Below are 13776 nucleotides of genomic sequence, written 5' to 3'. Positions count from 1 at the left end.
CAACTATTGCTCATATCAACAAATCGTTTAGACGTCTAAATGTCCATTGGTTTCTGTGGAAATAGTTGACAACCATGTGACACCGATGCATGGTTCTCGCCGAGCCCGAATTGGATGCATCCTGTTCGGGCTTTAAAGGGAACATGATTTAGATCGATCTAATTCCGGCTTTTCTGGATGATCGTGACCTCCTGACGCGCTGATGCTTTCAGCGTGTTACCTGCCAGCACGCCGATGCCGGCATGGTCATTTCGTCCTGAGCCCTACGCCAACGATGGGATGAACATAATGACGACGTTGCAATCGCTGCCGTACAAGCGCGATCTGGATAAGCACGCCCAAAATAAGTCTTCATTCAATAGAACCGCCCTGGTTCTGGCCTTGGCCGTCGGGCTGGGGACCTCAGGCGCGGCATTCGCCCAGGCGACCACCGGAACGCTCTTCGGTCAGGTGACCCCCAGTGGTGGCGAAACCGTGCTGATCGAAAGCGCCAACGGCTTCAAGCGCGAAGTGCCGATCGATGCACGGGGCCGCTACGTCGCCTCGCAGTTGCCGCTGGGCACGTATACGGTGTCGTTGCGCCGGGAAGGAAAAACGGTCGAGACACGCAGCGACATCGCCTTGCACGTCGGCGCGGGCACCGATGTCTCATTTGTCAGCGCGGCGGGAGCGGGTCAGGCGGTATCCAATCTTGGTTCGGTGAATGTCGTCGCCAACGCGCTGCCGGCCATCGATGTCACCAGCGTGGACTCGCGCACGGTGATCACATCGGAGCAGCTGGCGAAGCTCCCGCTCGGACGGTCCGCCGAAGCCATCGCCATGCTGGCTCCCGGCGTCCTCAGGAACAGTGCCAACTTCACGACCGCCACCGGCAAGCCGCTGGTCAGCTTCGGCGGTTCGGCCGCCACCGAGAACGCGTACTACATCAACGGATTCAACACGACCGATCCGCTCAACGGACATGGCGGCATCACGCTTCCCTACGGCGCGATCGATCAGCAGGAGGTCTATACCGGCGGCTACAGCGCGCAATACGGCCGTTCGGACGGCGGCGTCATCAACCAGGTCGGCAAGCGCGGCAACAACAGCTGGCACTATGGCGCCCAGATATTGTGGGAGCCGTCCTTCGCCCGCAGCGACTACACCGATGTGCATTACGCCAACGGCATACCGTCGTCGCCGGTGGCGGGCAACCTCTACGACCCCAAGAGCAAGAACAAGCTCTGGACTACCACGGCCAGTGCCTACGTTGGCGGTCCGTTGATCAAGGACAAGCTGTTCTTCTTCCTGGCCGGCGAGTTCGAGCGCCAGGACGGCACCAACGTCAATGCGGTCGACAACAGCAAGCCCTATCAAACGTATCGCTACGACAGCCCGCGCTGGTACGGCAAGCTGGACTGGAACATCAACGACAGCAATATCCTCGAGCTCACCGGCGCCTCGGACAAGCGCCAGGGCAATGGCTCGATCTCCAAGTACGACTACACCGCGCTCAAGCAGGGCGCCTTCATCAATGCCGACGACAACACCAAGGTCGGCGGCGACCTCTATGTCGCGAAGTACACCGGCTACATCACCGACAACCTCACGGTGAGCGCGATGTACGGCGAGATGAAGACCACCGACTACGACGTGCCGGGAAGCTACGACAGCAACCTTACCTACGTCAGCAACATCACCAACCAGAATCCGGCCTTGAACGGCGGCGTGGCGCGCGGCAACAACCAGACGATCCAGACGCTCTACGACCCCGCGCGCAGCAACAAATCCACCAACACCCGCCTGGATGTCAGTTACCACCTGGGCGATCACATGATCAGCGTCGGTATCGACAACCAGCGATCCGAGGCGCTCAACCAGGGCAACAAGAACTCCGGGCCTGGCTACGTCTGGTCCTACGGGCACACCAATACCCCCAATGCACCGATCGTGTCCGGCCTGGGCGTGCCCGCACCGGCGAATTTCCCGAACGGGCAGGGTGGCTACTACGTACAGAAGAACGTATCCAACAACGCGGTGAGCGTGCGCTCCATGCAGCGCGCCCAGTATGTTGAAGACAAATGGCAGGTCAGTGATCGATGGCTGTTGTCGCTCGGCCTGCGCAACGACCAGTTCACCGACTACAACCCGAATGGACAGGCGTTCATTTCGCAGACCAAGCCGCAATGGGCGCCGCGGCTCGGCTTCAGCTGGGACGTCAATGGCGATTCGAGTTTCAAGATCTACGGCAATGCCGGCCGCTACTACCTGAGCATGCCGCTCAACCCGGCGACCGGTGCCGCCGCGGGTTACGTCAGTACGCAGCAGTACTACACCTATGGCGGTATCGCTGCCGACGGTACGCCGACAGGTCTGACCGTGATGTCCAACCCGGTCTCGGCAAACAACTCCTTCGGCATCCCGCCTGACCCTCGCACGGTGACAGCAAAGAACATCAAGGCCGAGGACCAGGACGAGTTCATTCTTGGCTTCACCAAGACCGCCGGTCCGAGCTGGACCTACGGAGCCAAGCTGACCCAGCGCATTCTGCGCAACGCGATCGACGATTTCTGCGACGTCAACCGTGTGCTGGACAAGGCGCAATCGCTCGGTTACCAGATCGCCTCCAGCAACAGTTGTTACCTGATCAATCCGGGCCGGGCGAATACCTTCAACCTGGTGACCACGAACGGCAGTCTGGTCAGCGTGCCGATGAGCGACGCCGAACTGGGCTTCAACGGATTGAAGCGCCGCTACTACAGCCTGGAAACCTTTCTCGAACACCCCTTCGACGGCACCTGGTACGGCAAGATCGATTACGTGTTCTCGCGCAGCTACGGCAATACGGAAGGGCAGGTGCGTTCGGATCTGCTGCAAGGCGGCGCGTCCGCCAGCGAGGACTGGGACAACTACGCGATCATGGAACACACCAATGGCCCGCAGAACAACGACCACACCCATGTGGTGAAACTCTTCGGCTATTACCAGATCGATCCGGAGTGGCAGGTATCCGGCAACCTCAGCGTGCAATCCGGTAACCCGCGCATCTGCCTTGGTTACTACGGCCCCGATCACACCGACCCGGTCGGCTACGGCAACGCCTACCACTTCTGCAATGGACAACCGTCGCCACCCGGCAGCCACGGCCGCTTGCCCTGGCTTCACCAGTTCGACCTTGGCGTGACTTATCGCCCGATGTTCGCCGCCAAGCGACTCGCCATCAGCGCCAACGTGTTCAATGTCTTCAACGAACAGCGCCCGACCTTCCTCCAGCCCAACTCAGAGCAGGCGCCGTATTCGCCCAATCCGTTGTTTGGCACGGCGCTGTATCGCGAGGCGCCGCGTTACGTCCGGTTGAGCGTGAGCTACGACTACTAGGCGGACGAACGAAGCAGAACCACCTTGCGGTTATCTAACTGACATATGACATAGTTACGATCCCGACGGATGTGCGAGGGGTTGTGCTTGGCATAGAGGCCTTTCCGGTCCGGGCAATCAGGAAACGGTCATGTCGCGCGCCAAGTGGGTCTTAGCCGCAGGGTGTTTGCTTTCGTGGGGAGCTGGCTATGCCATGGGTTTGCCGCCGGCGTCGGATGACGTTCCCGTTCGCCGTGATGCGCGTCAGCGCCTTCATTTCGATATCGGCCCGCAGTCGTTGAGCGGCGCCGTGCGTGCTTTCAGTGATGTGACCGGCCAGGCCTTGCTGGTCGATCAGACCTTGCTCGCTGGCCGCGAGTCGCCGGGCGTGAGCGGCGACTTTACGGCCGAACAGGCGCTCGATCGTCTGCTCGCAGGTACCGGCCTGGTCCAGCACTACGCCGCCGACCAGGCCTTCACCCTGATACCCGCCGATACCACCGCCACGGCGGGAGCGACGCACAGCAGTGACATTCACGAGGATCGTCAGGAAAACGACGCGCCCCCCGATCCGGTCGCCGAAGCCTACGGTGCGACGCTGCAATCCGCCGTCGAAAACCATCTGTGCCGTTCCGAAACCACGCGGCTGGGCACCTACCGGCTGGTCATGCAGTTGTGGATCGGGGCGGCCGGCACGGTCGATAAGATGCGCCTGATCAGCAGCAGTGGTTCCGCCGAGCGCGATGCCGCAATCCAGGTCGCAATGCTGCGCCTGCGGCTGGAGCCGCCACCGCTGGTGATGGTGCAGCCCGTAACGATACTTCTGTTGCCCGGCGCGGCGTCGCGGCTGCCGGGCTGCACCAGCCGCTCGCCCGCGCGCGACAAGGCGGCCTGATGGCGGCTTCGTCGATGTCCTTGCTGGCGTTATTCATGGAACAACAGGGCGAGCTGCGCAAACGCCTGCGCCGGCGCCTGGGTTCCGATGAGCTGGTCAACGACGTGCTGCAGGAAACCTATCTGCGCGTCGAGCGCATGCATGACGGCACGGTCGCGCAGAGCAACCCGGGCGGCTATTTGTTCCGCATGGCGCTCAATGTGGCGGCGGACCAGCGCCAGGCCGAGGCCCGCTACCTTACCGGGGAAGAAGTCGAGGAACTGCTGCACTTCGCCGATGACGCACTCGACCCTGCCAGAATCGTGCACGCGCGCCTCGAAGTGGCCGCGCTCGAACAGGCGCTGCAGGAGCTGACCCCGCGCCAGCGCGCGATCCTGCTCGCCGCCCGGGTCGAGGACGTCTCGCAGCAGGATATTGCCGACCGCTTCCGCATTTCCGTACGCATGGTCGGCAAGGAACTCAAGCGCGCACTCGAACACTGTGGCGCACGTCTCGATCGCCGGGTGGTGCAGCGGTTCGGTCCCGGGGCTGGAAAAGAGTCTTGATGAGTATGCAGACCCTTAAGGCAGCGCTGATCAGGTATCGCCATCGTCACCAGCCCTGTCTGTTCGCAGGCCGCAGGGCCGTCGGCGAAGGCAGACTGGTGGTCTGTCGAGACGGCGGACCGAAGGCATGCGGACAGACAGGGCTGGCCCCAACGCATGAGATTTCAAATGATGGGGTGATGCCTGGAAGGCGCGCAGGCGCCGCCGCGTGGCTTGCCAAGACGGCCAGTCTTCCCTGCGCCACACGACGGCGCCTGCGCGCCTTCCAGGCATCATGACGATGGCGATACCTGATCAGCGCTGCCTTAACGCCATCACCGGCCACAGCTCGGCGCTTCACCGCGAGGCGCGCGACTGGCTGTTGCGGCTGACCTCCGGCCGGGCCACCCCCGCCGACGCGCAGGCGTTCCGCCACTGGTGCGGGCAAAGCGCGGCACACGCACGGGCCTTCGCCGAGACCCGTTTGCTGTGGGACAACCTGGGCACCGCTGCGCGTGCGCTGTCACAACGTGAGCAGATCAAGACCGATGAGCTGCAGCGCGACCCGCGCCGCATGAGCCGCCGCGCCTTCCTTGGCGGCGCGGTGGCCGCATCGGCCGCGTTCTTGTTGCTGCGTCCGCCCATGCGGTTGTGGCCAGGTGTCGGCGACATGATGGCCGACTTCCGCACCGCGACCGGCGAGCAGCGTCAGGTACAGGTGGCGCCGGGTGTCGTGGTCGAGATGAATACGCAGACGGCGATCAATGTGAAGTATGCCGGCGGTCGGCCCGTGGGCATTGAACTGCTCACCGGCGAGATCCAGCTGCAGACACTCGATGGCGCCAGCGAGCCATTCACCGTCTACGCTTCAAAGGGTCAGGTGATGGCGCTCTCCGGTTCGCAGTGCAATGTGCGCTGCCTAGATAGCGACGTCGAAGTGACCGGGCTCAACGGCACCGTGCGCCTGGAATACCAGGGGCGCACGGAGTCGATCGGTACCGCGCAGCGTGCGCTTTATGGCCAGCGCGGCATGGCCGCGCCCGCACCGGCCGATATCGATACGGCGATGGCTTGGCGTCGTCGTGTTTTGGTGTTCGACAACCAGCCGCTGTCGTCGGTGGTGGTGGAGATCAATCGCTACCGGCCGGGGAAGATCATCCTCACCAATGACGCGCTGGGTGCGCGCAAGGTCCATGCGCGTTTTACGCTGAATCAGCTTGCTGATGCGGCTACGCTGATTCATGACGCCTTCGGTGCTCATGTCACTACTTTGCCGGGTGGCATTGTGTTGCTGAGCTGAGGTCGTTTTCTCGGTGCGCGAGTTGTGTTTGCGAGAATCGTTGCGCTTTCGCGACCTGGCCGCTTACGCAGCGGGCGTTCCGTCTCGCTGCCGCGAGCCGGGTCACTTTCTCTTTGTTGGCCCAAAGAGAAAGTAACCAAAGAGAAATGGCCTGAGAGCAGGCGACGAGCTCTGTAGCTCCGCCTCCTCTAGTGCCAGACATCTGGATAGCTTCTCTTTTTGCTCCTCCCCCTGCTCGCAGGGGGAGGTCGGGAGGGGGTAAGCCCTTGCGATAACCTCTCCCGAGACGCTTTCTCAAGTACTCACCCCTCCCCAACCCTCCCCTGCAAGCAGGGGAGGGAGAAAGAGCAGACCCGAGGTCTGGCACTGGAAAAGGCGTAGCTACAAAGCACACCGCGCTCTTCCCGACCATTTCTCTTTGGTTACTTTCTCTTTGGGTCAGCAAAGAGAAAGTGACTCGGGCGCCGGCAGGCGTCCGACATGCCCGCTGCATAAGCGGCCAGGTCGCAATAACTCAGCGATTGTCGCGCGTTGCATAAGTGACCAGTCGCGATACCCAAACGTTGGGCGCGCCCCGCGCTTCGCATCCACTTCACCTGACTGAATTCATGACGATTCGATGTCAGGAATGCCGGAAAACATCCTGAAACACAGGCTGACATGAAATTTTCGTGACTCGGTTCAGTCCCTCGCGCGGCATGCCGTCTATTTCGGCATGGATGTGATCCACGGGCTGGGATGCCCACTCTCATTCTTGGCGTTCGTCGGGTAAAACCCGGCGGGCGCGATCTTGAAACGGAGAGAGGCCGTCGGCGCGCGGCCCTCGGGGGATGGTGGTCGCGTGATAGATCATGGTGTGGTTTGGCCGTCCAGATGGCCGGTGGGCGAGGGCATGCACGACACGGCGGCGCCGGCCTTGGATCGGACATGTGTCTGTCGCGGTTTGGTTATCCGGCGCGCTATAGCTTTGGCTCCCATGCAGTACGGAGCGGCCAGCCGGTGTGTCGCGAGCGGGGAACGCCTATGAGCGCCAGGACGGCGCGCGATGCGGCCCGGCGGCCGCTGGCGTGGCTGATCGCGATGGCGCTGGCGTGGCAGGTTGCCGGTCACGCGCAACAGGCGGGCGCCGCACCCAGCGAGCCGCCCGCACGCTTCGACGTCAACGAATACCTCGTGCGCGGCAATACCTTGCTTGAGGCGGTGGACATCGAGCAGGCAGTGGAGCCGTTCCTCGGTCCGGGCCGCAGCCTCGATGACGTGCATGCCGCGCGCGACGCCATACAGAAGATCTATCAGGCCAAAGGCTATCAATCGGTCGTGGTGGAAGTGCCGCCGCAGCAGGTGAAGGGTGGTGTGCTGTTGCTGCAGGTGACGGAGAACAGCATCGGCCGCGTGCGCGTGGAAGGTGCCAGGTATCACTCGCCGCAGGCGATCCGCGATGCTGTGCCGGCGCTGGCCGAAGGTGCGGTGCCCAACTTCACCAAGGCGCAGGAGCAGCTCACGGCGGTCAATCGCCAGCCGGGCCAGCAGGTGGTGCCGCTGCTCAAGCCGGGCACCTTGCCGCAGACCATGGACGTGACCCTCAAGGTCGACGACACCTATCCGCTGCACGGTAGCGTGGAGGTCAACAACGACCACAGCGCGGACACGCCCGTACTGCGCACTATCGGCAATGTCCGCTACGACAACCTGTGGCAGCTCGGTCACGCCATCTCGGCCACCTATATCGTCGCGCCGCAGGATCGCAAGGCCGCCGAGGTCTATGCACTTTCCTATCTGGCGCCGATGGGCGACGGATGGAGCCTGCTGGGTTCCGGCTACAAGTCCAACAGCAACGCCAACACACTGGGCGGCACCACGGTACTGGGCAAGGGCAACGCGGTCAGCCTGCAGGCCACGCGGCTGCTGCCGACGCTGGGCAGTTATAGCCAGTCGCTGTCGTTCGGCGTGAGCCGCAAGCATTTCGACCAGAACATCAGTATCGGCAGCCAGAGTTCGAAGGTGCCGATTACCTACTTCCCGGCCTCCATCACTTACAACGGGCAGCGGATAGGGGAGAAGTCGTCGACCGGCTTCACGCTGGCCGGCAACTTCGGTTGGCGCGGCCTGGGCAGCGATCGCAACGCGTTCGACAACCAGCGCTTCAATGCGCGCCAGAACTTTGCGTATTTGCGTGCTGATTTCAATTACACGCGCGTATTCCAGGGCGACTACTCGCTGGCGTTCCGTGCCAGCGGCCAGCTCGCCGATTCGCCGCTGATCTCCAGCGAACAGTTCGCCGCTGGCGGCGCCAGCAGCGTGCGCGGCTATCTGTCGGCGGAAGACACCGGCGACAACGGTGCCATCGGTTCGGTGGAATTGCGCAGTCCGTCCATCGCCTCATGGATCGGCGATGCGGTGAGCGACTGGCGCTTTCATTTCTTCGTCGATGGTTCGCGCGTGCTGTTGATCGATCCGCTGCCGGATCAGCGCGGCCGCTTCACCTTGCTCAGCACCGGCGTGGGTACGCGCTTCGTGTTGTTCCGTTACATCAACGGCGAGCTGGAGTACGCCTATCCGCTCAAGGACGGCGCGCGCACCAAGGCGCACGACGGCCGCCTGCTCTTCAACGTGAAGGCCAGTCTGTGATGAACGCCATCGCGGACAAAAGCCATCGCCAACGAATTCTGTCGCATAGGGGTGCAATGACAATGCGTTATCTGATGCTCGCGTGTTTGCTATGCCTGTCGTGGCTGGCGCGCCCGGCCATGGCGGCGGATGCCGCGTGGTGGAACGACGACTGGTCCTACCGCAAGGCCATCACGCTGGATACCAGCCCCAAGGGTGCCGGCATGGCACAGGCGCCGGGCCGCGTGCCACTGTTGATCCGCCTGCATCCAGGCAACTTCCAGTTCGATGGCGTGGCGAAGAGCGGCGCGGATATCCGCTTTATCGCCGCCGACGGCAAGACGCCACTCAACTACGAAGTGGAAAGTTTCGACCCGGTGATGGGCGTCGGCCAGATCTGGCTGGACACCACCGACCTGCCGGCCAACGGCCAGCAGACCGTATGGATGTACTACGGCAACGCCAAAGCACCCGCGCAGAGCAGCGGTGCGGCGACATTCGACGCTGACTACACCCTGGTCTATCACTTCGATGACGCCGCCGGTGCCTTGCCGAAGGACACTACGGCCTACGGCAACAACGCGACCAAGGGCCAGCTGCGCCCGGTGGATGGCGGCATCGTCGGCAAGGCGGCGCGCTTCGACGGCAGCGCGATGCTGACGCTGCCGGCGGCAGCTTCGTTGAACCTTGCCGCGGGCGGCAACTTCAGCTTCAGCGCCTGGATCAAGGTGGACGCGCTGCCCACCGCACCGACCGCGCTGTATGCGCGCAGACAGGATGGCAAAGGTCTGCTGATCGGTCTGGCCAATGGCGCGCCGTTCGTGGAGATCGACGGCGAGCAGGCGCAGCGCAGCCCGGCCGGCGAGCCGCTCAAGGCCGGCCAGTGGACGCATGTGGCAGTCACCGCCGACAGCAGCAAGACCGTGCTTTACGTCAATGGCCAGCCCTATGCGACCCTGGCGGCCACCGTGCCGGCCTTGACCGATGCGGCGACGGTAGGCGGTGAAGCGCCAGCCGCCGACGGGCAGGGCGCGACGCTCGCGAACTTCATCGGCGACATGGATGAGCTGCGCATTTCCCGCGTGGCGCGCCCGGCCACCGTGCTGGCGGTCGACGCGCTGTCGCAAGGCGCGGAATCCAAGCTGGTGCAGTACGGCGAGGACGAAAAGAAATCCGGTTTCGGCTTCGGCTACTTCGGCATCATCGTCAAATCGGTCACGGCCGATGCCTGGGTGGTGATCGGCATCCTGCTGGTGATGGCGCTGATCTCCTGGGTAGTGATGTGGAACAAGGCGCGCTACGTCGGCGCGGTGAGCTCGGCCAACGAGCGCTTCCTCGATCGCTTCCGCGACCTTGGCAGCAACCTGCTCGGTCTTGCTGAAGAAACGCCGGCCACCAAGGTCGAGCTGGCTGACTCCTCGCTCTTCCGCTTGTACGAAACCGGCAAGAAGGAAGTCTGGCGCCGCCGCAACAAGGACGGCCATGTGGTCATCGCCTCCGAGTCGATCGAAGCGATCCGCGCGGTGATGGATTCCACCCTGGTGCGCGAGAACCAGAAACTCTCTCGCTCGATGGTGATGCTGACCATCGCCATCTCCGGCGGCCCGTTCCTCGGCCTGCTCGGCACCGTGGTGGGCGTGATGATCACCTTCGCGGCCATCGCCGCGGCCGGCGACGTCAACGTCAACGCCATCGCGCCGGGCATCGCCGCCGCGCTGCTAGCCACCGTGGCCGGCCTGTTCGTCGCGATCCCCGCGCTGTTTGGCTACAACTATCTGCTGACGCGCAACAAGGCAGTCACCGCGAACATGCAGGTGTTCGTGGATGAGTTCGTCACGCGCCTGGCCGAACTGCACCGGGAGGCCGACCAGAGCACGGTCGGTCCGTAAGGAGCCCGCGGCCATGCAAGTCCAAGACGACGACAAGCCCTACGACGACATCAACATCACGCCAATGCTGGATCTGGCGTACGTGCTGCTGGTGATCTTCATCATCATGACCACCGCCTCGGTGCAGGGCGTGAAGGTGAACCTGCCCAAGGCCAGCGCGTCAGTGAGCCTGGCCAAGCCGCAGACCAAGGCAATCACCGTGTCGGAAAGCGGGCAGATTTTCCTGGATGCCTTTCCAGTCACGCTGGGTGAACTGGAGGCGCGCCTGCGCACGCAGAAAGCGGTGACGCCGGACTTCCCGATCATCGTGAAAGGCGACGCCGGCGTGCAGTACCAGAAGGTGGTCGACATTCTCGATCTGCTGCGCCGGCTCGACCTGTCGCAAGTCGGTCTCGTCACCGGCAAGCAGCCGGGCGGCTGACGGTGCGGAGACCTGCGATGAATGCATCCGGGCAGACCGGGGGCGGGTGGCGGCGATGGCGCGGGCGCCTGATGCTGGCCGCCGTGATCCTCGCCGTACTGGGGCTGGTGTGGAAACTCGCCAGCCATCAGGTGGGCGTGCGCCGCGAAGCGCCACGCATCGCCACCATCACGCCGTTGCCGCCACCACCGCCGCCGCCGAAGGAAAAGCCGCCGGAACCGAAGAAGGTCGAGGAAGAAAAACAGGTGCTGCCCAAGCCCAACGAACCGGCCAAGCCGATCGAAGCGCCGAAGCAGGCGCCGGATGTGGCGAAACAGGTGAGCATCAATGGCCCGGCGCAGGCCGGCAACGACTCCTTCAACATCGGCGCGGGCGACGGCGGCGGCATGGTCGGCAGCGGTGGTGGCACCGGCGTCGGCGGTTCCTCGTACGAGCAATACCTCGGCTATGCGTTACAGCAGGCGATCCAGCGCGACGAGCGCACGCGGCGCCTTTCCTTCGACGTGAAAGCCAACCTGTGGATCGACGCCAGCGGACGCATCACGCGCGTCGAGCTGGTCGCCCCCAGCGGCGTGGATAGCACCGACAAAGCGCTGGTGGAAGTGCTGCAACAACTGAGCATCGACACGCCGCCACCGCCGAGCCTGCGCATGCCCGTACGCGCCGCCATACGGGGGCGCCGACCGGTATGAACCCCAGACCTCACCCTGTAGGAGCCCACCCTGTGGGCGACCGCCCTGCGACGCAGGGCTCATATCAACACCGCGGCCCTCGCGGGCCGATCGCGCACAGGGTGCGCTCCTACAGCGTCCTCAACGGCATCGCACCTTTTTGGAGAACATCATGAAGTCCACCTACGTCATCCGCTCGCACCGCCAGCTACGACGGCGCGCGCTGTGCCTGGCTGTCGGCCTGCTGCTGGCCGGTGCCGGCAGCGCGGCGATGGCACAGGACGCAGCGCCTTCGCCCAATGCCACCATCAACCTGATCCGCCTGATGGTGAAGAAGGGGCTGATCACGCAGGGCGATGCGGACGGGCTGATCGCCGAAGCGAACGCCGAAGCCGCGCAGGCGCGCAAGGCATCGACCGCCGTAGCTGCTGTCGCCGATGGCGCGCAGCCCGGCGATGTGCGCGTGCCTTACGTGCCGCAGAGCGTGCGCAACGAGATCCGTGAGCAGGTCAAGCAGGAAGTGATCGCGCAGGCGCGTACCGAGCACTGGGCGCAGCCCGACGCGCTGCCGGAGTGGCTGGACCGCATCAGCTGGTCCGGCGATCTGCGCGTGCGCGACGAGTCGCGCTATTTCAGCCGCAACAACTCGCCGTACTTCATCGACTATGCCGCGCTGAACCGCAACGGCCCGTTCGATATCAACAAGATCACCCAGGGCGTGAATCCGCCGATCCTGAATTCGCAACAGAACCGCACCAATACACTGTCGTTGCAGGCGCATATCGGCATGTCGGTGAAGCTCGGTGACACCATCACCGCCGGCATTCGTATCGGTTCGGGCAATGACAACAACCCGGTGTCCACCACGCAGGCGCTGGGCGGCGGACTGGTCAAGAAGAACCTGTGGCTGGATCGCGCATGGGTGCGGTGGCAGCCGGTGGCCTGGGGTTCGCTGACTGCCGGCCGCATGGCCAATCCGTTCTTTGTCACCGACCTGATCTATTCGCCGGAGCTCAACTTCGACGGCATCGCCGGCCAGGCCGAACTGCCGCTGGCCGATGGCCTCAACGGCTTCGCCACCGCCGGCCTGTTCCCGATCCAGTACACCGGCAACGATGCGCCGTCGCAGGGCTTCGGCTACCAGAAGAACCGCGACAGCCAGCGCTGGCTGTCGGCGGCGCAGGTGGGCGCGAGCTGGAAGTTCGACGAGGACATGCAGTGGACCGCCGCGCTGGCCTATTACTACTACGACAGCATGCGCGGCCAGCTGTCGCAGCCGTGCGCGCTGTACACCGGCATCAATTTCTGCAGCACCGACGATACCGCGCCGACGTTCATGCAGAAGGGCAACAGCGTGTTCCTGTTGCGCAACATCGTGCCCGATCCGTCTTCGCCGGGTAATTACGCGCAGCCGCAGTTCGTCGGCCTCGCTTACGACTACCACCTGCTCAACCTGACCAACCAGTTCGATTTCAAGATCGGCGAGACGCCGGTGCGCCTGCAGGCCGACTACGTGCGCAACATGGCGTATCACGCGCGCGATGCGTTCAAGCGCTATCCCAACGGCCTGGGGCAGCCGGTGAACAACTACGAGAACGGCGACTCGCCGACCACTACCGGCCCATACAAGAGCGGCCCGGTTGGCTGGCTGGCACGCGGCATCCTGGGCAATCCAAACCCGATGAAGGCGAACGACTGGAACGTCACCTTCGGCTACAAGTACCTGCAGCCCGACGCGGTACTGGATGGCCTGACCGATCCGAACTTCCACCTCGGCGGCACCAACGCCAAGGGCTTCATCATCAGCGCCGATTACGGCATCGCCCAGCGTACCTGGCTGTCGGCGCGTTACTTCAATGCCAAGCAGGTATTCGGCCCGCCGCTGTCCATCGACGTGCTGCAGCTCGAAATCAACAGCAAGTTTTAGGAGCCTGCTTATGACTTCCCCGTGGCCTGCGTTGCTGTTGAGTGGCTGTCAGGTGGTAGCGCGTGGCGCAGCGCCTGGCTGGTTGCCAGGTCAAGCCGCGCGCTGCCGCGTGGCGGCCACTCAACAGCAACCCTCCGGGCCGGGTCTGTTTGCCCGCAGTCCCGCGTCATCACTCAGTCGTGCACGGACGTGCACTCCTTCGTTCT

General features: G+C 63.7%; 9 protein-coding genes. All 9 read left to right on the top strand.

All coding sequences use genetic code 11. From position 1 onward, the window contains the following. The first annotated feature begins 288 nt into the window (after nucleotides 1-288). A complete protein-coding gene (locus ISS97_RS17830; RefSeq protein ID WP_379983248.1) occupies nucleotides 289-3357 on the top strand; it encodes a TonB-dependent receptor domain-containing protein in 3069 nt (1022 codons plus the stop codon). A gap of 193 nt (nucleotides 3358-3550) precedes the next feature. Continuing rightward, nucleotides 3551-4231, top strand: coding sequence for a secretin and TonB N-terminal domain-containing protein (locus ISS97_RS17825; RefSeq protein ID WP_379983249.1), 681 nt, complete (start codon nucleotides 3551-3553; stop codon nucleotides 4229-4231). Next, nucleotides 4231-4776 (top strand): RNA polymerase sigma factor, encoded by a 546-nt coding sequence (locus ISS97_RS17820; protein ID WP_379983250.1) that lies wholly within the window; start codon nucleotides 4231-4233, stop codon nucleotides 4774-4776. The genes ISS97_RS17825 and ISS97_RS17820 overlap by 1 nt, the downstream gene beginning before the upstream one ends. Before the next feature lie 280 nt (nucleotides 4777-5056). Continuing rightward, nucleotides 5057-6055, top strand: a complete 999-nt coding sequence (locus tag ISS97_RS17815) for a FecR family protein (protein ID WP_379983251.1) — start codon at nucleotides 5057-5059, stop codon at nucleotides 6053-6055. A gap of 1023 nt (nucleotides 6056-7078) precedes the next feature. Further along, nucleotides 7079-8683: a ShlB/FhaC/HecB family hemolysin secretion/activation protein gene (locus ISS97_RS17810; RefSeq protein ID WP_379983252.1), complete on the top strand. Its 1605-nt coding sequence runs from the start codon at nucleotides 7079-7081 to the stop codon at nucleotides 8681-8683. A 62-nt stretch (nucleotides 8684-8745) separates the two neighbouring features. Next, entirely contained in the window at nucleotides 8746-10551 is a 1806-nt protein-coding gene (locus ISS97_RS17805; protein WP_379983253.1) for a DUF2341 domain-containing protein, read from the top strand. A gap of 13 nt (nucleotides 10552-10564) precedes the next feature. Beyond that, nucleotides 10565-10972, top strand: coding sequence for an ExbD/TolR family protein (locus tag ISS97_RS17800; RefSeq protein WP_090451753.1), 408 nt, complete (start codon nucleotides 10565-10567; stop codon nucleotides 10970-10972). Nucleotides 10973-10989: 17 nt separating this feature from the next. Then, entirely contained in the window at nucleotides 10990-11664 is a 675-nt protein-coding gene (locus tag ISS97_RS17795; RefSeq protein WP_379983254.1) for an energy transducer TonB family protein, read from the top strand. Between the two features lie 151 nt (nucleotides 11665-11815). Continuing rightward, complete coding sequence (locus ISS97_RS17790; protein WP_379983255.1) at nucleotides 11816-13570, top strand: putative porin; 1755 nt, start codon at nucleotides 11816-11818, stop codon at nucleotides 13568-13570. Nucleotides 13571-13776: the final 206 nt, after the last annotated feature.

Source organism: Dyella koreensis (assembly GCF_044904565.1).
GTDB lineage: Bacteria > Pseudomonadota > Gammaproteobacteria > Xanthomonadales > Rhodanobacteraceae > Dyella_D > Dyella_D koreensis.
This window is presented reverse-complemented; position numbering and strand designations above follow the sequence as displayed.